Annotated in this window: 15 protein-coding genes and 3 pseudogenes; 3 read left to right on the top strand and 15 right to left on the bottom strand. The window is 69.3% G+C overall.

What is annotated here, in order from left to right; genetic code table 11:
* Positions 1-158: 158 nt before the first annotated feature.
* Together pspAA and ACTWQR_RS45355 are read right to left on the bottom strand one after the other, a co-directional pair.
* Entirely contained in the window at positions 159-437 is a 279-nt protein-coding gene (pspAA, locus tag ACTWQR_RS45360) for a PspA-associated protein PspAA (RefSeq protein WP_443233163.1), read from the bottom strand.
* On the bottom strand, positions 434-1,210 hold the full coding sequence (locus ACTWQR_RS45355; protein WP_443233162.1) for a PspA/IM30 family protein: 777 nt from the start codon (positions 1,208-1,210) through the stop codon (positions 434-436). Before ACTWQR_RS45355 ends, pspAA begins: the two co-directional genes overlap by 4 nt.
* 524 nt (positions 1,211-1,734) lie before the next feature.
* Here ACTWQR_RS45355 and ACTWQR_RS45350 point away from each other — a divergent pair.
* Positions 1,735-2,169, top strand: coding sequence for an Hsp20/alpha crystallin family protein (locus tag ACTWQR_RS45350; RefSeq protein WP_443233161.1), 435 nt, complete (start codon positions 1,735-1,737; stop codon positions 2,167-2,169).
* 331 nt (positions 2,170-2,500) lie between these two features.
* Here ACTWQR_RS45350 and ACTWQR_RS45345 read toward each other — a convergent pair.
* From ACTWQR_RS45345 to ACTWQR_RS45320, 6 genes and pseudogenes are all read right to left on the bottom strand, one after another.
* Positions 2,501-2,816 (bottom strand): annotated as a pseudogene (locus ACTWQR_RS45345) (alcohol dehydrogenase catalytic domain-containing protein); the annotation flags it as partial.
* A gap of 398 nt (positions 2,817-3,214) precedes the next feature.
* The gene (locus tag ACTWQR_RS45340) at positions 3,215-3,829 is read right to left on the bottom strand and encodes an FAD-dependent monooxygenase (RefSeq protein ID WP_443233160.1); all 615 of its coding nucleotides are present in this window, start codon (positions 3,827-3,829) and stop codon (positions 3,215-3,217) included.
* Between the two features lie 322 nt (positions 3,830-4,151).
* Positions 4,152-5,726: an ABC transporter substrate-binding protein gene (locus ACTWQR_RS45335; protein ID WP_443233159.1), complete on the bottom strand. Its 1,575-nt coding sequence runs from the start codon at positions 5,724-5,726 to the stop codon at positions 4,152-4,154.
* Between the two features lie 6 nt (positions 5,727-5,732).
* Positions 5,733-7,793: an ATP-binding protein gene (locus ACTWQR_RS45330; protein ID WP_443233158.1), complete on the bottom strand. Its 2,061-nt coding sequence runs from the start codon at positions 7,791-7,793 to the stop codon at positions 5,733-5,735.
* 201 nt (positions 7,794-7,994) lie between these two features.
* The gene (locus ACTWQR_RS45325) at positions 7,995-11,219 is read right to left on the bottom strand and encodes an NACHT domain-containing protein (RefSeq protein WP_443233157.1); all 3,225 of its coding nucleotides are present in this window, start codon (positions 11,217-11,219) and stop codon (positions 7,995-7,997) included.
* 532 nt (positions 11,220-11,751) lie between these two features.
* Entirely contained in the window at positions 11,752-12,489 is a 738-nt protein-coding gene (locus tag ACTWQR_RS45320; protein WP_443233156.1) for an SCO6745 family protein, read from the bottom strand.
* A 78-nt stretch (positions 12,490-12,567) separates the two neighbouring features.
* Here ACTWQR_RS45320 and ACTWQR_RS45315 point away from each other — a divergent pair, with 78 nt between their 5' ends.
* Positions 12,568-13,485, top strand: coding sequence for a LysR substrate-binding domain-containing protein (locus ACTWQR_RS45315; protein ID WP_443233155.1), 918 nt, complete (start codon positions 12,568-12,570; stop codon positions 13,483-13,485).
* On the opposite strand, the gene ACTWQR_RS45310 is transcribed toward ACTWQR_RS45315, so the two are convergent.
* The 5 genes from ACTWQR_RS45310 to ACTWQR_RS45290 form a co-directional block, all read right to left on the bottom strand.
* Entirely contained in the window at positions 13,482-13,793 is a 312-nt protein-coding gene (locus ACTWQR_RS45310; protein ID WP_443233154.1) for an NIPSNAP family protein, read from the bottom strand. The genes ACTWQR_RS45315 and ACTWQR_RS45310 overlap by 4 nt on opposite strands.
* Before the next feature lie 51 nt (positions 13,794-13,844).
* Positions 13,845-14,009 carry a hypothetical protein gene (locus ACTWQR_RS45305; protein WP_443233153.1) on the bottom strand — a complete coding sequence of 55 codons (165 nt, stop codon included), beginning with the start codon at positions 14,007-14,009 and terminating at the stop codon, positions 13,845-13,847.
* Positions 14,006-14,194, bottom strand: a complete 189-nt coding sequence (locus tag ACTWQR_RS45300) for a transposase (protein WP_443233193.1) — start codon at positions 14,192-14,194, stop codon at positions 14,006-14,008. The genes ACTWQR_RS45305 and ACTWQR_RS45300 overlap by 4 nt, the downstream gene beginning before the upstream one ends.
* A gap of 255 nt (positions 14,195-14,449) precedes the next feature.
* The gene (locus ACTWQR_RS45295) at positions 14,450-16,855 is read right to left on the bottom strand and encodes an FtsX-like permease family protein (protein WP_443233152.1); all 2,406 of its coding nucleotides are present in this window, start codon (positions 16,853-16,855) and stop codon (positions 14,450-14,452) included.
* Positions 16,852-17,655, bottom strand: coding sequence for an ATP-binding cassette domain-containing protein (locus ACTWQR_RS45290; protein ID WP_443233151.1), 804 nt, complete (start codon positions 17,653-17,655; stop codon positions 16,852-16,854). The genes ACTWQR_RS45295 and ACTWQR_RS45290 overlap by 4 nt, the downstream gene beginning before the upstream one ends.
* A 316-nt stretch (positions 17,656-17,971) precedes the next feature.
* Here ACTWQR_RS45290 and ACTWQR_RS45285 point away from each other — a divergent pair.
* Positions 17,972-18,522, top strand: a pseudogene (locus tag ACTWQR_RS45285) (IS256 family transposase); the annotation flags it as partial.
* A gap of 27 nt (positions 18,523-18,549) precedes the next feature.
* Here ACTWQR_RS45285 and ACTWQR_RS45280 read toward each other — a convergent pair.
* Entirely contained in the window at positions 18,550-19,284 is a 735-nt protein-coding gene (locus ACTWQR_RS45280) for a sigma factor (RefSeq protein ID WP_443233150.1), read from the bottom strand.
* Between the two features lie 308 nt (positions 19,285-19,592).
* Positions 19,593-20,436 (bottom strand): annotated as a pseudogene (locus tag ACTWQR_RS45275) (LuxR family transcriptional regulator); the annotation flags it as partial.
* Positions 20,437-20,871: the final 435 nt, after the last annotated feature.

The following is a 20,871-nucleotide window of genomic DNA, read 5'->3' as shown; positions in this document are numbered from 1 at the left end:
GCGCCCAGCAGGGCGGCGGCGACAACGACCACCACGACGACGAACTTGAGCAGCACGATCTCTCGGCGATGAACGCCACGTATACCAGCCCGACCGGTACCTGACCGCCATGCGGGCGGTCAGGTACCGGTCGGGCTCGAAACGGCTGCGCGTCGTCATCAGCCCGGGACCAGGCCCTCGTCGGAGAGCAGTTCGCGCACCTGCGTGAGGCTGGTGTCCGCATCGGGCAGCACCAGATCGGACGGTGTGATCCTTTCGGCCGGCAGCGGCGTGCCGAGGCTGCGTACCGCGTCCAGCAGGGCCGACAGGGCGGTGGTGAAAGCCGTCTCGTCCTCCGCGTCGGCGGCCGATTGCAGGGCGGAGTCCAGTTCGTTCAGCCGGCCAAGGTGCTCTTCGGTGATCTCGTACTGTCCCTCGCCGAGAATCCGCATGATCATAATGTCGTCTCCTGCTCCGGCGGTGCCTGCCTGGTCCTGCCGCTCTCCACGGCCGGAGGGGTGGAAGCCGCCGGGAGCTGCTCCTTCATCATTGCCAGTTCCTTGTCCACGTCCTGGCCTGCGGTGACGCGCTCGAGTTCGGCCTGGATGTCGTCACGGCCGGCCGGGAGGGTGGCGTCCTCCAGGGCGCCGGAGGCGAGCAGTTCGTCCAGTGCTCCGGCGCGGGCCTGCAACTGCTCGGTCTTGTCCTCAGCGCGCTGCATCGCCAGGCCGACATCGCCCAGCTCCTCGCCGATGCCGGTGACCGCCTCGGTGATGCGGGTCTGGGCCTCGGCCGCGGTGTAGCGGGCCTTGATGGTCTCCTTGCTGGTGCGGAAGGTGTCCACCTTGGCTTGCAGGCGCTGTGAGGCGAGGGTGAGTTTCTCCTCCTCGGCCTGCAGCGATGCCTGCTGGGTCTGGAGGTCCGTGAGCTGGGATGCCACGGCGGTGCGCCGGCTCAGGGCTTCGCGGGCGAGGTCCTCTCGTCCGGCGGCGAGCGCCTGCTGGGCCTGTCCCTCCAGCTTGCCGCTGGACTGTCGCAACTGGTTGATCTGCAGCTCGATGCGCTTGCGGCTGGTGGCCACGTCCGCCACACCACGTCGTACCTTCTGCAGCATTTCCTGCTGCTGGGCATAGGAGTAATCTAGGACCTCGCGCGGGTCTTCCGCCTTGTCCAGGGCTTTGTTCGCCTTCATCCGGAACAGGGTGGCTATGCGGTGGGCGATGCTGGTCATAGCGGCCTGCCTCCTCTCGATCGGTGAGGAATCAGCCAGGCCATCCCGCGGCGGCGGGACACCTCCAGGCTCCGGCGGCGTGGCTCGGGCCGCAACCTCGGTCCTGGCGTCCCAGTTCTTGATCGGTGGCTGGCGACGAGCCGTCTGACGGGCGTCCGCAATTTCGCGACCGGCGAAGGCCGGGTCTCGTACCGCGGCGGGCACCCTGTCACTGGTGGACCGGCCGCCGGGTGAGCTGGTCTCCAAGTCAGCCGCCCGGAGGGAGACGCGGTTCTTGTCGGCGGTGGTCGGCATCCTGGTCGCGCTCAGAGTCGGCGTCGCAGCGCTGGTGTGGGGGCGGTTGGACCAACGCATGGAGGGTTGTGACGCCGAGTGGACGTGGATCGGCCCGCAGTGGCCCGCGGCGGAGGAAGAAGATGATCACCGTCGGGCAGGGCCGACCGGGTCTGCAGGGGGCCGGTCGGCCCATGCGCTTCCAGGCTCCGGCGGATGACGCTGGAAGGCGAGAAGTAGAGGAGCGAGTCATGAGCAGCACGAGAGAGTGGCTCCCCAGTCGGCTCACACCGCCCGACCTGTCCGACTGGGCGGAGGCGGGATTCCCCGTGATGGACACAGTTCCGGAAACGTACGGTATCCACGTCGAGGAACGGCTGACAGACGGGACGTGGGTGGTGCGGGCCGAGCTGCCGGGAATGGACCCCGCCAAGGACATCGAGGTCACCGTCACGGAACGGTTTCTGACCCTGGGTGCCGGGCGCAGCGTGGAGACGACCACCGAGAAGCACGACACCACAATCCGCTACGGCCACTTCACCCCACTGCCGGCTGGGGCGAGGGGCGACGAGGCGACGGCGCAGTACAAGCACGGTGTCCTGACCATCACCATGCCGGTGGTGGAGACGAAGACGGGCGCTGGGACCATCCCGGTGCGGGAACCTCTGAGCGCGAGTGCCCGCTGAGCCGCACCACGTGTACGCGGCCGGTCCGTTGCCTCCGGTTGGCTCCGACGTCGTCAGTCCTCAGAAACGGCCATCACCGGCAACGGGAAATGCGCGGAGCCGACGCGGATACCAGTGCGTTCGCTGAGCGTCTCCAGGCGCTCCATTCGCGGTGCAGTACGACCTTCAGGGCGCCGGTTTCGGTGCCGTGGGAGAAGACCTCGTATCCGTCCTCCATCCGGCCGAGGCCGAAGGTGTGGGTGACGAGCTGGGAGATGTGCAGGCGTCCGGATGTCACCAGGTCGAGCAGCCAAGGCGTGGAGGAGGTGTCGACTTGGCCAGTGCTGATCGTCTGGCACTGCCCGAACATGTTGTCCCGGCAGAACTGAAACCGGCCGCAGGCCGAGATGGACGACACGATCACCTGATCCCCCGGGGCGATCGAGTGGACCTCGTGGCCTACGTCCGTCACCTCGCCGACGGCCTCGTGACCGAGGATCGTTCCTGGCTTCACCTCGGGCAGTTCTCCGCGCAGGATGTGCAGATCGGTGCCGCAGACAGTGGTGGCGTCGACGCGTACGATCGCGTCGGTCCGGTGCTCGATCGCCGGATCCGTGACCGTGTCCCAGGAGGTCTGTCCAGGGCCGTGGGTAGACGAGTGCTCGCATGGTCACCCACTCCCTGGCTACCTCGGCTGCCTCTCCTCCACCGTCACCCCCACAGCATGTCCAGGCAACTGGGAAAACCGGGACTGTCGGACTCCTCAGATGTCGGGCTTGAACTCCCGGGGTGGCACGCCGCTGAGCTGGGCCTCAAAGGCCATTCGGGCCTGGAACAGTGCGGCGGCAGAACCCTTGCCGGAGTCTTGCCCGAACCGGCCAACGACTCCTCGCCCTCGCAGCCGTTCATCCGGTGTTGCCCGGCGGTCGTGGCCGACTTGGTGACGATGCCGTTGCGCCGATCAGTGACAGCCAGCCGTTCAGTCCGTCCGCGTCGGCGGTCCCGCAGCGGAAGCCGACATGTCCGTCCGGGCGGACGGCCACCAGCCCGTGGCCTGGGCTGTTCGTCAGCCGGAGGACGGTGACGTGGGGACCGAGCATCGCGTCCAGCCGAGACGGAGGTGCGGCGTTCCCTCCACTGACAGGGGGCTGCGCCGGTAGTTCACCCGTAGCTGGGAGATGAGCCGCATGCCCTCGGCGACCAGCCGCCGCCGGTCCAGGAGGACCGGCACGGCGGGGGCGGCGCGCGCGGCAGCCACCGCGCGCAGCCATGAGGGGATCCGGCCGGTCGACGCCTCAGCCCAGAACGCCGTATGCGTGAGGACCAGACGTCGGCGGGCAGCCGGCCTGCGCTCCGTGTCGTAGGAGTCGAGCAGCACCTCCGCACCCTTCCCGCCCGCAGACCTACTCCCGGAACAGCTGACCGCGAAGCCGAGCTTCCAGCCGAGATTCACCGCGTCCTGGATGCCGGGACGGGGGCGCGTGTAGCCATAATCCCGGGCGGCGACCTGTTCGATCAAGCCGTTCAGCGACGGCCTGGTGCGCGCGGCCTTCTCGTCGTCGTGACGGACTCCGGCGAACCGCCCACCCACGTTGAACACGAAGAGCCCGCCCGGCCGCAGGACCTGGCGATCAGCGGCGAACACGCCCGGCACGTGGGTCTTCCAGTCGCGGAATTGCACACCACGGCGTCGACGCCACCGGCAGGGACATGGTCGGCCAGGTCTTCGGCCGGGCGCCGTGACCCAGGTCAGACGCGTGTCGCTGACGGTGCGGCGGCCGACGCGCTGCATGGCGGCTGCGCTGTTTCGCCGGGGTTCAGTCCCCTGCCCGCGCTCCCAGGCGTCCGGCATGCCGTCGTGGTCAGTGTCGGGCGGCGGGGTGCCGAAGCCGCCGACGCTCGCCGGATCGTTGGTGATGGTTCGAGTGCCACGCTGTACCCCTCCAGAGTGACGGGAAGTCGGGGACATTCCTTCACCACGAGGCGGAAGCTGTGCTCTGTCGTCACGAAGGGCAGGCGTTCTCGGAGTCGTTTCGGTAGGTGCGGTAAAGGGGGAGCGAGCTCTGGCTGCCCGGGTACTCGACGACGGGTACGGGTTTGCAGACGGCCCACTGGTCGTTCTTGCCCGGGCCCTCGAAGCCGTAGGTTCCCGCTGCGCCGCGCAGGCAGGAGGTGCACGTCTCGCCTGCGATGCTCGGCAGGATGAGGGTGTTGTACACGTCGGCCTTGTTGGGCATGCGCAGGTCCTCCGTGGTCTGTTCGCTGCCCTTGTTGAGCTCGGTGAAGGTGCGGTCCACGGCGTCGGTGAGCAGCGTGAAGGCGTCGTGGTACATGACGGCATAGCCGTCGTCGCGCGGCTTCGTGCCCAGTTTGTGCTGCTGCTCGATCTCCTCGAAACGGTCGAGGAAGCGGCCGAGCGCCGTCCCCGGCTTGTCCTTCCCGTCCCACCAGGCGCGATCGACGGCGGACGCGTCGACGATCGTGGCCCGCGCCTCCTTCAACCATCGCGTGGGTGCGTCCGCGGTGAGGGTGGGCTCCAGGCCGATACCGACCTTCAGGATGCGCAGCTGCGTGGTGCGCCCGCAGTCGCCCTCCTCGGCCAGGCGCTCGACGAACGCCGGCAGGTCCTGGTCGCGGCCGGCGAAGAAGACGGTGTCGGACTTCTCGTTGCAGATCCTCGTCGCGGCATCGTCGAACCGCTGGGGGATGCCCTCGTCGGTTCCGGACGAGCCGGTGAAGTTCGAGCTGTGGTTCTTCAGGTCGTACGCGTCGTCGAAGCGATCCTCGAAGACGCTGCGCAGATTCTGCGAGTAGACGTCGTCACTGCGGTTGTCCCAGACCAGGAAACCCTTGCGTTGCGCAGGCTTGTTGTCCAGGTAGAGCTTGAGGGCGCGGGCGAACTCCTCGTTGTTCGGCGAGATCTTGAAGAAATACCGGGAGTTCATGTTGGCCGCGGTGATGACAGGACCGACGGCGGGGATCTTGTGCTCGCTGAGCGCGGCGATCGCCTTCCGCGTCTCCGGCGTACTGCTCGGGATGCCGGTCACCCCGACCAGCGGCGCCCGGGTGTCCTTGGCCAGCTCGGCAAGCCGCTCGACGACGGGCTTCCACTCGTCGAGGCTCCTGCCGTCGGGGGCGAGCAGCAGCTGGTAGTGCGGTCCGCCGGAGCTGTTGGCCTGGCGCTGCGCGGCGAGGGCACCGGCAAGTCCGCGGCGGATCATGTCCGTTGTCATCGCGCTGTGCTCGTCCGAGGTGAACGGCATCATCAGCGCGATACGCACGTACGGGATCCTGGGACCGCTCGGCGGGGACTCCCAGCCCTGCTTCACCCGGGCGTTCTCCTTCGCCACCGCCTCGATGAGACTCGCGATGCCCGGGTCCGCCTCGAAGGCGTCCGCGGTGACCCCCACGCAGTCTCCGCCGATTTCCCGCAGATCGTCACCGCACCTGCCGGGGCCCCGCGCGAAGCTGACGATGACGGTGATCACGGCGGCGACCAGAGCACCGAGTCCGAAGGCGGCCAGCCACGTGACCGGCCCCCACTCGCGAGGATGACGACGGAACAGATGGACCAGCATGCTTCCTCACTGACCGGGGATGGGGAAGGGGCGCTTCTTCCGTGCCGCCGCAGGCCAGCTGCGGGCGGCCTGGCCCAGGACGGCGTGCCAGGACGGGTGCCGCGGTGAGAGGTACGCCAGCTCCTCGCCGACGGCCTTGCACATTTCGGAGTCCGGCTCGCCGTGCGGCTCGGACAGGTACCACAGGGCGTGCAGCAGCCGGTTGACGCAGCGCTCGATCTCGTGTCGTGTCGAGTACCGGCGGTCGTGCGCGCCGAGTGCGACCTGCATCCGTTCGTCGGTCCACTCTCCGGCGGGTGGTGTGGGTGCTGTGGCGGCGTACTGCAGGCACAGCAGCCAGTGCGTGGCGGCCTGTTCGTCCTGTTCCGACTGGAACTCCTCCGCCAGCGCGTCCACCACCGCCTCGGCGTCCCCGGCCGCGAGCATGTGCCGCCAAGCGTCCGCCTCCCCGCTCTCGCCGCGCTGGATGTGATGTGACCACAGAAAGCGGTGGATCTCCTGCCAGCCGCGGCCGTCGTCGGCCTCCCGCGAGGTGCGGCGCGCCTCGTGCACGAGCAGTGTCCGCAGCAGGGCGTCGGTGACCAAAGGCTGGTCCGGACTGGTGAGTTGCTGCCACTGCTGCTCTTCGAGGTAGTCGGTGGCGGAGTTGGCGGGCAGCTGATCGGGACCCTGTAGACGCAGATGGTCGGCCAGCGCCTCCGCCGCGGTGCTGTCGCGGGCGAGCGAGAGCAACGTCAGCCGGTCGCGCTGGCGCCGGTCAGGAAGCAGCCGCTCGAGGAGCGTTTCGGTGACGGGGCGGCCGTCCTTCGCGTTCAGTTCGAGGAGGTCTCGCGGGCTCACGCTGCTGCCCTTCTCGGTGGCGTCCAGGACCGCCGCGCACAGCACGGTGGTCACCGTGGGATGCCCGCCGGTCAGGGAATGCACGGCGGAGGCCAGATGAGGGTGGAGCGGTCGGGCGGGCCGGTCCGGAACCAGCAGCGGCAGGATGTCGTCCCGGCTCAGTGGCGTGAGGGGGACGGCGAGCAGGCCGGCGGACGGGGCGAGGCCCTTACGCTCCCAGCCGGAGGACTTCACCAGCTCGGCGAGGTCGCGGCGGATCGCGGCGGGCGCGTTCTCGGGTAGGTCGCCGAGCCGGGTGGCCACCACGACGAGTTCCTCGTGGTCGGGGCGTTCGGGCATCGCGCGGTGCTCAAGGAGCAGATCGAGGAAGTCCTGTCCCGCCTCCTGGTGTGCGTCGTCGAGCAGGATGAGCGGCCAGGGTTCACGGTTCCACCGCTGCAGCCTGCCGTAGGAGGCGGCGACATCGTGGAGGAAGGCGGCCATCAGGTTCTGCTCGGCCGCGTGTCGGTAGTCGCCGCCCTGCTGAAACCATTCCCCGAGCAGCACCAGCGGATCCTGGCCCTCCACGCCCCGCGGAAAGCGGCGCCGGTACCACTCCTGTGCAGCTGTCGGCTGATACCGGTCGACGTACTCCGCCACCACGGCGGCGGTGACCGCGTCCGGGCTCTGCCGCGCGTCGGCATCCGCGTCGACGGTCTCCAGGCGAGCGTCCACCGCGGTCGCCCAGGCATGCCGCAGCGCGTTCTCGGCACCGTCGGCGAGGCGGCAGGCGAGCAGCAGCCGGGCGTAGCGCAGACACACCGCGTCCCGCTGCTCGGCGTTGTCGCGATACCAGCCGGAGACGGCGAACAGGCCGGGCACCAGGACGGGGAAGCGTCGGCGTAGCTCGGGTGCGAGCCCGCACACCAGCTCCGCCAGGATCTCGACGAAGGTCGAGGCGACGGGGACCGGGGCGTCGGCCGGGGCGGACGGGAAGGTGCCTGATTCGGTTGCCACGGCGCGAACGTGGGCGAGGGGCAGCCGGTCTTCGTAGCGCGCCGCCAGTTCCCGGAGAACGGCGCTGCGCCCCATACCGTGGTGTCCCGTCACCAGCACCACAGGCAGGTCGCCGTGGTGCTCCCGGGGCGCACGGGCCCTCTCGTCGTAGGCCAGACCCGTGAGCCGAGGAACGAGCGAGCGCAGCAGCGGGTCCCGGCCGCGCAGCGGTGACCCTTCCGATAGGTGCATCTGGCTGCGTCCCGCCTCCGTCGTCCATTGCTGCCCGGCAGCCACGATCTCGGAGGCGGGCGGCACCGTCCCCCGACAACAGCCGCTGACATCCGTACCAACTACGCCTGGAGGCGTAGAACTTACCGTTCCCGTAAACACGCCGCCTACGCCTCAGGCGTAGAATTCACCGTTCCCGCAAACCTCCCGCCCGGGCGGGCTTCACGGGTGCGGATAGATGTCAAGCTCGACGCTCTTCGGCAGCGAGTCCGCCCCGCGGATCTCGCCGGGATATGCGAGCCGTACCCGGCGCAGCCGGCGCAGTCCGGCGAGGGATCCGAGATCAAGCTCCGCGACCTGCGAGAGGTGGATCTCCTCAAGTCCCGGAAGGCGCCGGGCGATCCGCCGCAGCGGAACCGCGGAACCAGCCCTGGCCCTCACCTCCAGGTGGGTGACCTGGGGGATCTCGGTGCGCGGGGCGAACAGCAGCATGCTCAGCTGCTGCGGGGAGAGGGCCAGCTTGCGCAGATTCGGCAACTCGCCGATGAGGGAACCCCATTCGTCCGGGGTCAGGCGCTCGCTCGCGTCCTGCAGACGCAGTTCCTCAAGGCTCCGGCACGCCACAATGCCGCCGAGCTGTGCCGCCGCCGACGGCAGTGACAGCAAGCGCAGCTCGGCGGCGCGCGGGAGGTCGGGCAGGCCGCGCCAGGGCACGTCCGGTCCTACCAGGAGTCCCTCCAGACGTGGGCAGTCCGCCAGCTTCAGCAGGGGTTCGAACCGGGGGAGATCCCGCAGTTCCAGCCTCCGCAGGCGCGGCAGCCGCGTCAATGGCGTGGGGTCTTTGACGTTCCGGCAGCCCTGCAGGACGAGTGTTTCGAGCCCGGGGTAGACGGAGAGCAGGTCGAGATCCTCCAGTTGCAGGGTGCCCCGCAGGCGCAGCTCGCGCAGCCGCCGCGGGTCGAGCGAGGTACGGATCTCCTCGGGGCTGAAGTCGCCGTGGAGACCCACGCGTTGGTACCCGGACATCGTGCGCAGGGCGTCCAGCTCAGCGGGCGAGCGCACCGTGACGGTCTCGTCGGGACTGGTTTCGAGGAGCGGCCGCACAATCTCCTCGGCGTACACCGCCGTATCGAACCGGTCCCAGTGGTCGAGGAGTTGAGCGCGTACCGCCGACTGGCCGGTCCGCAGGAACTCCCGGAGCCTGGAGATGGCGGCGTCCCCACCGATCTGGCATATCGCGTGGGCGGTGGCCAGCTCCTCGTCACCCTCCAGGTCCTCCGCCCTGGGCAGCAGGCGCAGGAGCAGCGGGCCCGTCTGCTGCGCCAGTGACCTGGCCTCTCGCAGACTGCGCGGCGGGAGCATCCGCGCGGCCCGGTCCTCGATGGCTTCGCGCACCGTCGGCTCAAGGCGGGTGGCCTGTTCGAGGGAGGCGAGCGCGAGGAGTCGTAACCGCGCCTGCACCGCCGCGTCCTGCTCCCGGTCGCCCCGTTCCCGCAGACGTGTCAGCAGGTCGGCGCGCTCTTGGTGACGAGCCTGCGCGACGGCCATCTGAACCACGTCCTCCCACTGGTCCAGGTGTGCGTTGTTCACCAACATGCCTATGTCACGCTCTTCGAGCACCGCCCTGGCGCCCAGGAAGTCCTGAAAGGTCCGGTGGATGAAGTTCACGGTGCCCGGGGCAGGTTCGCGCAGCAGGCCGGAGCGCTCCAGGAGGTGCTGCAAGGCTTCTTCCGCCGTCCCGGCCTCCGCGAGGCGGGGCACCGAGGGCTGCAGCCGCCGCACCACGTCCACCGCGTCCAGCCGGTCCAGCTGCGTCCGCTCGTTGCGGATCAGCCAGTACGCGAGTCTCTGGAGCGGTTCCGTCGCCGACCTCTGGTCCAGTGCCGGCATGCGGGAGCGGCCGTACACCTCGCGCTCCAGGTCGCGCCGTTCCAGGAGCATGGAGAGCGCCGCCTCGTACAGGGAGGCGCGGCCCTGTGGCAGGAAGCCGCGGCGTTCCCGGTGCAGGGCGCAGATCAGGCCGCACATCAGCGGATTGGTCGCCAGGCGGCTCAACTCGGGGCTGCCGCGCAGCGACAACGTGAGCGACTCGCCGAGCTCCTCCGAGGCCCCCGCCGCCGTGTGCCAGCGCCGGATGAACTGCTTCATGTCGGCGGGACGCAGCGCGGCCAGCGCGAACTCCTGGAAGTCCTCGCGCGCCAGCCAGCCCTGTTCGAGGGCCGAGGGGCGGGAGGTGAGCAGCCACAGGTTGCCGGGGAAGACGGCGAGCAGCTTCTTGAGCCAGGCCCGCGCGCGGATCCGCTCGTCCTTCGGGATCTCATCGGCCCCGTCGATCAGGAGTACGCCGCGCCCGTGCTGCAGTACGCGCGCCGCCCATCCGTCGGGCTCCGTGCCCACCAACGGGCAGCCGATTCCGCGCAGGAAGTCCTCGGGCATGGGCAGCTCGGCGTCCTTGCGCGCCAGGGTGCGCAAGGGAAGGACGAAGGGGACGCGTCCGAACAGGTGCGACAACCGGCCGGGCAGTTGCTCCTGCTGCGCCGTGGCGAGGGCCAGCCACTGAACCAGGGTCGTCTTGCCGGTGCCCGCGACGCCGCGAAGGAGTACGCGCTCATGGCTGGCGAGGACCGCCTCGGCCGGACCCGAGGCCCGCTCGGCCTCCGTGTCCTGGTCGGCTCCCGGCTCGCCGTTCACCACCCGAACCGGATCGGCTCCGTCACGGTACGGCATGGCCTCCAGGCTCAGATACGCGGTCTCCAAAGGCCAGTCCTGGCCGTCCGGTTCGCGCAGGTCGACGCCGTAGATCGTGAGCCTGCCGTGGCACTCGACGATGTAGCGCGCGTACTCCTCTTCGAACTGTGCGTCCTGGCCGCTGATGTCCGGGAGTCGCTGCAGGATTCTGTCCAATTTCTCGCTCTGCTCCCGGATCTCGCGGCTCTGCTCGATCTGGGCACGGGCCGCGAATCCGGGCCGCTGGCTGAAGAGGCGCATGAGATGTACGCAAGCGGTCTCGAGGAGCCGGTCGTGGAAACGGGCGGCGTCGTCGCTGAGGAGCCTTCGCGTGCTGGGGCCCGCCCTCCTGGACAGTTCCGCGGCCAGTCTCTCGGGGCCGAGCGCGAAGGCGTGGACGTCGTCCATGTCGAGATCGCCGAGAGCGTGCAGGGTGCGGGTCAGCGCCTGCCCCACGGCGTCGTGCTCGTCGGCGCCGATCGGTGGATCGTGCGGACCGGCGGCCCGCACCGCGCGACGGACCAGCTCGCGGGCGAGTTTGTGCAGGTCGTCCTCGGTGAGGGTGCGCTGCTCCTTGGCGAAGGACACAAGTCGGCGGATCGGAACAGGACGGTCGCCGAACTCCGCCCCAGGCACACTCGCGGGCGGCAGCAGCAGTCGTTTGAGCACCGGCACGACCACTGCCGACGCGATCCGCAGCCCCACCGTGCCGCCGTCCACCGCAGCCCCTCCCTCACCAGCGCCGACGCGCGCCCGTCCCGAGCCCGCATACCCCTCGAATGCCGTTCACCCTAGCCGCGGGCACGCGTCCGAAGTCAGGGTCCGCGGGCGTTGCGCCGTGCACAGCACCTTCGCACCCGCTACTACGCCGACCGCGGCATGACCGGTTCCTCTGCCGGAAAACCTCGTCTCTCGAAGCAGGTCTCGGGTCATGTCCCGGCGTACATCACACGGTGACCGCCGCGCGGCGGAACCGTCCCGGCGTCACGCCGTACTCCCGTTTGAACGCGTTGGCGATCCTGCTGGCTTGTTCGGGGGTGGCTCTGTTCACGAGCGATCGGCATGGCCGCGATCATGCTGCGCCCTGGGGCGCTGGCGCACACCATTTCACCAGGCAAGTCCCGCGCCGGGCCTGGCTGAGTACCTGCGAGCGGGTGTTCTGCTGGTTTTCGTCAGATTTGGCTTGGATCGGCGTCCGCCGACGGTGCCGCCGGCTGGGCTTCGTGCTCCTGTTGGTGTTCTCGACGCCCGGTCACAGGGGCGGGGAGGCGGTCAACGCGTTGACGAGCTGGGCGAATTCGGTGCGTTGCCGGTCGGTCAGTGTGGCGTAGAGCGGCGCCTGCAGCTCATCGGTGAGCTGCTCGGCACGCTGCCATCGGGGGATCAGGGTTGCGGCAACGGGATGTGGCTCTTGCCAGCCGTAGCGGGTTGCCTGCTCGACGCCGAGATTGATGACCATTGCCGCTCGGGCGCTCAGCCCGCACAGGCGCACCGCCGCCAGATGGCAGGCCCCCCGGTGTTCCCGCAGTATGTGGATGCGCTGCATCGCCGCACCGACCGGGTCGTTGCCGGGGCAGGATTGCGCGCGCCAGCCGGCGAACAGAGGCAGTGCGTCGCCGTCGGCGGCGTCGATCAGCTGTTGAGCCAAGCGGTTGAAGTGCTCCACGTCGACGTCGGCAGGGATGCTGGCGCGGCCCCACGTCCGGACGGCCTGCGCATAGCAGGCAGCGGCTTCCTCCGCCGGCATCACGGACCGTCCAGCCAGCCAGCCCGCGGTAACCAGGTGAGGGCCGAGGAAGCCCTGTACCGCCTGGACCACCGAGGCCGGTGCCTCACCGAGCACCCCGAACCGTCCGCGGCAGTAGAAGCCGCGCCCTGGCGGAAACCCGGCACGCAGACCGACGGCGGCGGTCGCCTTGTCGGACATGAACTCGTCACCGAAATCGTGGATGGGCCGGGCAACTGCGGCGACACAGTCGAAGATTTCCATGCGCTGAAGGTCGCTCACCATGACTCAATAGGTCAAGGGGATGATTTCTCACGTGATGCTTTAGGTAATCTATCGAGCATGCTGGATATCCGCCGTCTGCACATGCTCAGGACCGTCGCCGCCCGAGGCTCCATCGCGGCGGCCGCCCAGTCACTGGCGCTGTCCGCCGGTGCCGTGTCCCAGCAGCTGTCCGCGCTGCGGCACGACGTGGGAGTCGATCTGCTGCGCCCCGACGGGCGAACCGTGGCACTGACCGAGGCGGGCCGGGTACTCCTCGACCACGCCGACCGGATCCTCGCCGCCGTGCAGGAGGCCGAGAGCGCCCTCGCGGCAGTCAAAGGCACGGTCGGCGCCACCGCCACCCTCGCCGCGTTGCCGTCGACCGTCGCCAGGATCGTGGCCCCCGCGCTGACCGCACTGGGCTCACACCACCCGCAGCTCACCGTGACCTGCCTCGTCACCGACCAGGCGCAACTGCGGGAACTCACCCTCGGCACCGTCGATGTGGTGCTGGGACAGCGGTATCTTCACCTGCCCGATACCGCACCCCGGGGCATCGAGGTCTCGCCACTGCTCGACGATCCGCTGCTCGTCGTCACCGCGGCCGACCAAGCCGACGAGCGGCCCGTCGCCCTGCGGGAACTGGCCACGCACAGCCTCGCCGTGCCGCCGCCGACCACGGACTGCGGACAGGCCATCCTGCACGCCTGCAACCAGGCCGGATTCACACCCACGACGCGCTACATCACCGCCGACATCGCTGCCCAACTCGCCCTCGCACGGGCCGGCCTCGCCACCGCGCTCGTCCCCCGAACGGCCATCGACCCGGCCACACCCGGAATCCGCACGGCGCCCATCGAGGATCACCCGATCCTGCGCCTGCTGTTCGCCGCGACGCGTCACACCGAGACAGCGACCCCGACGACCACGGCCGTCATCGCAGCGCTGCGCACCGCCGCGCGGCAGGGGCGCGCCACGCGCCTCCCGGCGGCCTAGGACAGGCCGTCGAGCGGCCGGAGGAAGCGGCGCTCGTACCGCCTGATGCAGCGGGTGACACGAGCCAGTTCGAACGCTTCCTGGCACTCCGCGTCGGACATGCTGTCCGTGCGGTACTGCTCGTAGGCAGCCAAGCTGGGAAAAGAGAAGAGGGCGTAGGCGATGTCGCTGTCGCCCTCACTCGGCAGGAAGTAGCCGTGGTGCGTCCCGCCGAAACGGTTGACGAGCCGGACCCAGCGGCGACCGTATTCCTCGAAATCCTCAAGCTTGTCAGCGTCGACCTCGTACTTCAGATGAATGGTGATCATGCCTTCATGATGCCGTGTGACGGTTCGGACTTCGTGAGCGGAACCAGGGGGTCACGCGGCGAGGGAGAGGTCGAGCCGGGCGAGGTGGCTGACGCGGGTGCGGTCCAGAGGATGCCCGCTCCACCAGGCGTCGAGGCGGATCAGGTTGAGCGCGACAGCGGTGAAGACGTGCTCGAGGTGGGTCTTTCGCAGGTCGCGGTAGCGGGCGCGTCTCATGCTTGCAGGGAGAGAGACCGGCCGCCGGTTTTCGAGCGGGTGCACTGGTCACGGACCGGGCAAGGGCGGCAGGTCTCCTTGTCGGACTTCACCACGATCGCCTTGGTGCCGCGCTGGCTGGCGGGGCTCCACCAGGTGCTGGTGTTCCCGCGCGGGCAGGTGGCCTGCCGCTCGTCCCAGTCGATGGTGAATGCGGTGCGGCCGAATCCGGCGCCGGCGCGCTTGGGGCGAGCTGTTCAGCGGGACTGGGGTGATCAGGACGACGCCGAAGCACTCCTTCACGGTGAACCGCCGTCGGCTGCCCCGCTTCAGTGTCCGGTCCGTGGGTATGGCTCGATCCCCGCCGACTGGGTATCAGCCACGGACACCTACGGACCAACGACTGGCTGATCGACACGCCCCGCCGTTCCCCTGTGCGGAACCGGCGGGGCACGGCACTGTCACTCCGTACGCAGTCCCTCCGGTCGCATCATCCTCCACAGTGGTGGCAGGCTCACCAGGGTGACGAGTAGGACCAGCCCTCCGGCCAGTCCCGCGTAGGGCAGGGAGACCCACCAGTCCTTGGCCGGTTTTTGCACCATGTCGAGCATCACACGGCCCAGGGCCAGGCCGCCGGCTGAGGCGAGCAGAGTGCCGACGAAGACCGGGACGGCCGTCTGCCACAGCACCGACCAGGCCAGCGTGGAGCGTCGTGTACCGAACGCCACGAGGACCGACAGCAAACGCCTGCGCTCCCGCAGTTGCTCGATCTGGGACACCAGCATGCTCGCGGCGATCAGGACCATCGTCAGTGTGCCGCCGACCAGCAGGCCTGTCTGGACCGTCTCGTAGTCCTTGTCGCGCTGCCGGTTCTGTCGTTCCCGCACTTCGATGGCCGGATCCAGCCTGGCAGCCGTGTTGCGGACCTCATCCGGCATGTCGGTCACGCGGGGCTTCGTGTGAATTCCCGCCCACGTCTGGCCTCCTGGCAAAGGACCGGCCGGGAGTGCACCTGGGGTGGCCAGGATCCCGTCGTGTCTCTCACCCATCGGGTCGGGCACGGTCAGGACCACTGGACTGTCTGCCGGCAGCGTCCACCGCGCCTTACCGCGACCTGTGTTGTCGGAGCCGTAGTCGTTGAGGGTGAGGGCCTTGCCGGGCCTGGCCGTCTCGTCCACGTACCGACTGCCCGCGGCATCACCAGGGTTGTGCGCCACGAATGTGTCGCCGTCGCGGCACGAGGGCAGGCGTGCCAATTTCCGCAGCTGGGCGCAGTCGCCGACGGTCAGGGACGTCACCGACCGCTCGGGACCGGACACGTACGTCTCGGTGATGGCGAACGCCGCTGTCACGCCCGGCGTGCGGCGCAAGTCCTCCTCCAACCGCGCGGTGAGGGCAGGGTTCCCGTTCGGCGACACGAGGGTGAGGTCTGGCGTCCGAGCGCCGCCACCGCTGCTGGAGGGGGCCATGAAGTCCCGTTGCATCGCGCCGAACATCAGCTGGAGGACCATCGCTCCCGCCGCGGCCACCATGATGCCGCTGACGGCGCGTGCCGCGGACCCGCTGGACAGCTGGAGACGGCGAATCGCGAGCTGCCACGGCACGGGGCCGCCCCGCAGCCGGGCCACCGCTCCCTCGACCAGCCAGGGCAGCAGCCCGGCCAGGCCGACCAGCACCAGCCCCGCCCCGGTGGCGACAGGGACCGGGCTGACTCCCCGGGACTCGGAGGTGACCTGGTCGGAGAGCAGGAGGATCGCCAGGCCCCCGGCCGGCAGAACCAGTCGCCACCACAGTCGCCTTCGCCGCAGGCGGGCGTTTCGGACGACGCCGAGCGGCTCGACGGATACCGAGCGCATCGCGGAGAGTGTGACCACGACCGAGGCGAGCGGCACCGCGACGGCGACGAGTACGGCCAGCCCCAGGCTCGGGACGATGTCGCTCGGGTGGGCGCTGACGCCCCACAGCGTGATGTAACCCGCTGCCTGACGCGCCACCAGGAAGAGCGCCGCGCCGAGGACGACCCCGACGACCGAGCCGAAGAGGGCCTCGCCCGCGGCGATCCGGGCCACCATGCGTCGATCCGCGCCGATGAGTCTCAGCGCTGCCAGCCTGCGGTCCCTGCTGTCGCCGCCGAAGCGCACCGCAGTGGCGATGAAGATGCCGACCGGTACCAGGAGCACGACGCAGATCATCACCACCAGCACGTACAGGAACGCATTGAGGGGGGCGTGGCGGGGGACGTACCCGAAGTGCGCGGCGCGTACGGCCTCGCCGTCGACGCTGATGCTGTCGCTGCCCGCGTAGTAGTGAAGCTCGCTCGGCTCGATCAGACCCGAAGGTGCGATGGTGCCCACGATCCGGTAGTCCAGACGCTCTCTCAGCAAGGCGCCCTCCGGCGTGTCCAGCAGCTTCCTCAGTGCCGGCGAGACGACCATCTCACCGGGAGCAGGGGTCTTCGCGACGCCGGGCGGGGCAGGCGCACGCGGGCCGTCGGCGCGCAACAGCAGCCCGCCCACGCGGTCGGACCGGAAGTCGGTGTCGCCCGAGAGCCAGAGGAAGGAGGAATCCGACCGAGGTACCGAGGACGACGACATGACGTTCGAGGGCTGGCGGGCGTTGCCGCGCTCGGTTCGGACGGACAGGACGTTGGGTGCGGACGCGGCGAGCAGCAGCAACGCCACGCCGAGCGCCACCCCGGCTGCGGTGAGTGCGGCCCTTGCCCAGCCTCCGCGGCCCCCGGCCGTGGCGAAGCGTATGCCCATGCCGAGTTCACGGATCCACGCTCTCGCTCCGCCGGAACCCTCCGCGGAGCGGCTCGGTGCGCAGGAGGGAGCACCGGTGCTGTGTGCTCGGGCGTCGAGGGTCATGCGACGCGCTCCCTGTCCTGGGACCGTCCGTCGCGTACGACGATCTCACGGTCCGCGTAGGCGGCGACGCGGGCCTCGTGGGTGACGAGGACGACGGCGGCGTTGGCGGACCGGGCGGCCTCGGTGATCAGGTGCATCACACGCTCCCCGTTGACCGAGTCGAGCGCGCCGGTCGGCTCGTCGGCGAAGATCACAGGGGGGCTCGCGACCAGGGCGCGGGCAATGGCGACGCGCTGGCCTTGGCCGCCGGAGACCTCCCCCGGGCGCTTGGTGGCGAGGCCGGCGACCTCCAGGCACTTCATCCACTGCAGGGCGGTGCGCTCGGCGTCCTTGCGTTTCGTACCGTTGAGGGCCGCGGTCGACTCCAGCCGGCACGGATCGGCTCCGCAGCGGAACAGCCCGTGGGCGCGGACGAGTTGATCGGCGAGGTCGCCGCGGCGCTTGCGGTCGCGGCGAGAAAGGCCAGGACGATCTTCGTGAGGGTCGGCTGGAGATACGATTGCGATTTCTCGGGTGTCGAGAGCCGTCTGGGGCACGACGGTGACACCGGCCTTGGTGATCGCGGACCGCTCGTGCTCGGGCCTGGCGCCGGACTCCAAGCCGTCGGTCTCGCCAAGTCCGTTCTTCACAAGGTGTGACATCGTCGAGTAGACCTGGCCGTGGGCGGCGGGCCTGTCGTGGCCGAGCTTCTCGTCGAAGGCGCGCTGGAGGCTGTGGCAGGCGCAGGCGCAGGCGCAGGCGCAGGCGCAGGCGCAGGGGCAGGGCTCCAGCAGTCCGAGAAGGGCTTTGCTGATTGACATGCCTGGGGACTATACATGCGATGTATACATGTTGTGTATAGGTGTGGTGTTGACATGCGCCAGAGCGGGCCTCGCGCCGGGTACCACTACAGGGACACTTAGGACAATCGCGTGCAATTCTTCAGTGTTTGATGGTGGCGGTAAGTGTGATCGCCCCGCATGTTGTCACACCACAGGGCAGAGCTGCTTCAACGGGGGTAGGTGCACGTGGAGGGCGGCGCGGTGAAGTGGGGGTTGCGGTGAGGACGGGGGTGGTGGGGCTGCTGCCAGGACCAACTTGACACTGTCGGCCGGCAAAAGGTTGTGAACTCCGACCTTTCCCCCGCTGCGTGAGAGGCGCCGACGCATCGACTGGGCCCTGTTCGCCGTGGTGGAGCCATACGTGCACTGCGTCTCCACCCGCAGTGTGGATTACCTCGTCAAAGCCCTCGGCGCGGACAGCGGGATTTCGAAATCGGAGGTGTCGCGGATCTGCGGCGAGCTCGACGCCGAACTCGACACGTTCAAGGAATGGCCGCTGGACCACACCGTCTTCCCCTACGTCTGCCGGGACGCCACCTACTGCAAGGCCGAAGTCAACCAACGGATTGTCTCCCAGGCCGCGTGTTCACCGCCACCGGCATCTCCGCGACCGGACACAGCGAGATTCTCGGGTTGATGGTCGGCGACAGCGAGTCGAAGCCGTTCTGGACGAAGTTCCTGCGCTCCTTACGGGCCCACGGCCTGGACAACGTCCAACTGGTCATCTCCGACAGCAACAGCGGCCTGGTGGCCGCGATCCGTACGGTCTTCCTCGGCGCGGCCGGGCAGCGGTGCCGGGTTCGCTTCGTGCGAGACGTTTTCAGCGTGATCGAGAAGGGTTCCGCGGCGTCCTGTCCGCCTCGCCGCCTACTCTCACGCGGCGTGTCGGGCCAGTTGGTGGCCCGGACGAGACGATCGAGGGGCCGGCGATGGCAAGCGGTGCACAGGGCCGTCGGCGGCGAGCAGCTGCGTAAGGCCTTCGAGGTCACCGGTGTCGGCCGCGGCCTGGAACGCGGCGACGAGGCGACGGTGTGACTCAGCGGGAACCGGCCGCTCGCGGCCACTCTTGAGGCGGGCCTGCGCGCGGTGGACCAGCACCCGTGCGTTCGAGACGCTGATCCGAAGCAACCCCGCAAGATCGGCGTAGGCGTAGCCGAAGCCCTTCCGCAGCACGTAGGCGGCCAGTCCATCCGGCGTCAGCCTCGCCATGAGCAGGGCCAAGGCCTCCTCGATCGCCGCGGCTTGCTCGGCACGAAGCATGGGATCCTGGGCGGCCCGGTCGACGAGTTCGACCAACTGCAACTCGGTCGGGGTTTCGCGGTGGTGTCGCGCGGACCGGATGACGTTGATCGCCAGACGAGTGGTGGCCGTGGTCAGGAACGCCTCTGGATTTTCGATCTCCGCGCGGTGGGTGAGTTGCCAGCGCAGCCAAATCTCCTGGACCACGTCTTCGGCTCCCGAGACGTCGCCGATTACCCGGTAGGCGATGCGGAACAGTCGTCTCCGCTGGGCCAGGAAGATGTCGAGGGCGAGGTCCAGGTCGTCCTTGGTCGACCGGGCGACCGGGGGTTCGGTCGGCGTCGTCATCTCCAGGCTGGGCGCGGACATCGGGGACTCCTCTGCGTGGACGGCGCCCATCGAGGGCGATGGCTCCACCCTCGGTCCGCGGGACCGCTCACCGCGCCCTCAAAGCCCGTAGTCGAGGCCGTAGGGACCCCGGGGGGTACCGCCCAGGGGACCCCGGGGGTACGGCTCCGGGGACCCCCGAGGTACGGCTCCGGCTCTCAGCCGGATTGCCCCGTGCCCGCGCCCCTGGTATCCGTGGCCGGGGCGCTCGCGAGGGCACCCGGCAGCGCGCGACGTGAGTTGATCCCGAGCTTCGTGTACACCTTCCGCAGGTGCCACTCCACGGTGTGTGGGCTGATAATCCAGGACCGGGTCCGTGGCCGCGGCCAGCGCCCGGTGCACCGCTCGGCGTTCTTCGAGGTCGGCCTGATGGTAGACCGCAGAGCGGACCAGCGGGTGTCGGAATCGAACGGACTCACCGAACTCGATCAGGCCGGCCGCCTTGGCCGGTGCGGCATCGGGAGTGATCTTCAGAGTGGCGGCCGCGCGGACCAACAGGCGTGCGTCACCGACCGGTTCCGCCGCGGCGATCAGCAGCAGCGTCCGGGTCGGCGCCGGCAGCGAACCGAGCCGGCTGGCGAAGTCCCGTTCGAGACGGCTCGACACCGTCCCCTGGACACTCGGGAAACTCGAGTCCAGGCCGTATGCCAGCTCGGCGGCGCTACGGCCGCGGGAGAACTCGAGCAGCGCGAGTGGGTTGCCGTGCATCTCGGCCACGAACCGGTCCCGGATCCGTTTCTCCAGCCGCCCGCCGACGGCGGCCTCAAGGAGCTCTCCGGCCGCAGGGGTGTCAAGACCGCCGATCCGCAGCGCCGGCAGACCGCCGAGTGCGGCCTCCCCCTCGGGGTCGCGTACCGCGAACGCCATCGCGACTGCCTCGGCGAGCAGTCGCCGAGCCACGAACTCCAGTGTCTGCAGGGACACCTGGACCAGCCACTGGGCGTCGTCGACCAGAACGAGCACCGGCCGGATCTCCGAGGCCCGGGTGAGCAGAGTCAGCACGGCGAGGCCGACCAGGAACCGGTCGGGCGGGTCTCCGGCCGACATCCCGAACGCCACGCGGAGGGCATCGTGCTGGGGTCCCGGCAGCTCTTCGAGCAGGCTCAGGAACGGCGCACACAGCTGCTGCAGGGCCTGCATGTCGTCGTCCGGTAGCCAGTACGCGATCGCGGGATTTCCCACTCTGCGTCGGACAGATTCGTCGAGTAACGGGTGCGCGGCTCACCCGCCCCAGCCGACGAAAGTACACAATCTCTCCCGCTACCTGCCCGTATGCCTCATTGGTTGGCCTTTCAGGCGATCCATTAATGAGTCACCACAAAACATGCAGACAGCCTGGCATCTCAACAGCTGTGACGGACCTCACGCCGAGAAATGCTCCGGGCTGTCACAAACGGCGCCGCTATCCGGTCGAGCACTGCCGATCGTCCGTTCGCCGTCACAGGAGTCTCAATGACGAAGTCAAGCCGCTTGTGTGACCGGCGGGGTGGAGGTGAAGACCCGTCCGTCACGCAGCAGTGCCCACAGAACGCTCGCCCGTCGCCGGGCCAGCGCGATGACCGCCTGGAT

Origin of the sequence: Streptomyces sp. 2A115 (assembly GCF_052245575.1) — a bacterium.
Lineage (GTDB): Bacteria > Actinomycetota > Actinomycetes > Streptomycetales > Streptomycetaceae > Streptomyces.
This window is presented reverse-complemented; position numbering and strand designations above follow the sequence as displayed.

Coding starts and splice junctions, on each gene's coding strand:
- ACTWQR_RS45330 (WP_443233158.1), bottom strand. CDS start 7,793: ATGCACCTATCGGAAGGGTCACCGCTGCGCGGCCGGGACCCGCTGCTG.
- ACTWQR_RS45320 (WP_443233156.1), bottom strand. CDS start 12,489: ATGGAAATCTTCGACTGTGTCGCCGCAGTTGCCCGGCCCATCCACGAT.
- ACTWQR_RS45280 (WP_443233150.1), bottom strand. CDS start 19,284: ATGTCCGCGCCCAGCCTGGAGATGACGACGCCGACCGAACCCCCGGTC.
- ACTWQR_RS45310 (WP_443233154.1), bottom strand. CDS start 13,793: ATGATCACCATTCATCTGAAGTACGAGGTCGACGCTGACAAGCTTGAG.
- ACTWQR_RS45305 (WP_443233153.1), bottom strand. CDS start 14,009: ATGAGACGCGCCCGCTACCGCGACCTGCGAAAGACCCACCTCGAGCAC.
- ACTWQR_RS45315 (WP_443233155.1), top strand. CDS start 12,568: ATGCTGGATATCCGCCGTCTGCACATGCTCAGGACCGTCGCCGCCCGA.
- pspAA (WP_443233163.1), bottom strand. CDS start 437: ATGATCATGCGGATTCTCGGCGAGGGACAGTACGAGATCACCGAAGAG.
- ACTWQR_RS45335 (WP_443233159.1), bottom strand. CDS start 5,726: ATGCTGGTCCATCTGTTCCGTCGTCATCCTCGCGAGTGGGGGCCGGTC.
- ACTWQR_RS45350 (WP_443233161.1), top strand. CDS start 1,735: ATGAGCAGCACGAGAGAGTGGCTCCCCAGTCGGCTCACACCGCCCGAC.
- ACTWQR_RS45355 (WP_443233162.1), bottom strand. CDS start 1,210: ATGACCAGCATCGCCCACCGCATAGCCACCCTGTTCCGGATGAAGGCG.
- ACTWQR_RS45295 (WP_443233152.1), bottom strand. CDS start 16,855: ATGACCCTCGACGCCCGAGCACACAGCACCGGTGCTCCCTCCTGCGCA.
- ACTWQR_RS45290 (WP_443233151.1), bottom strand. CDS start 17,655: ATGTCAATCAGCAAAGCCCTTCTCGGACTGCTGGAGCCCTGCCCCTGC.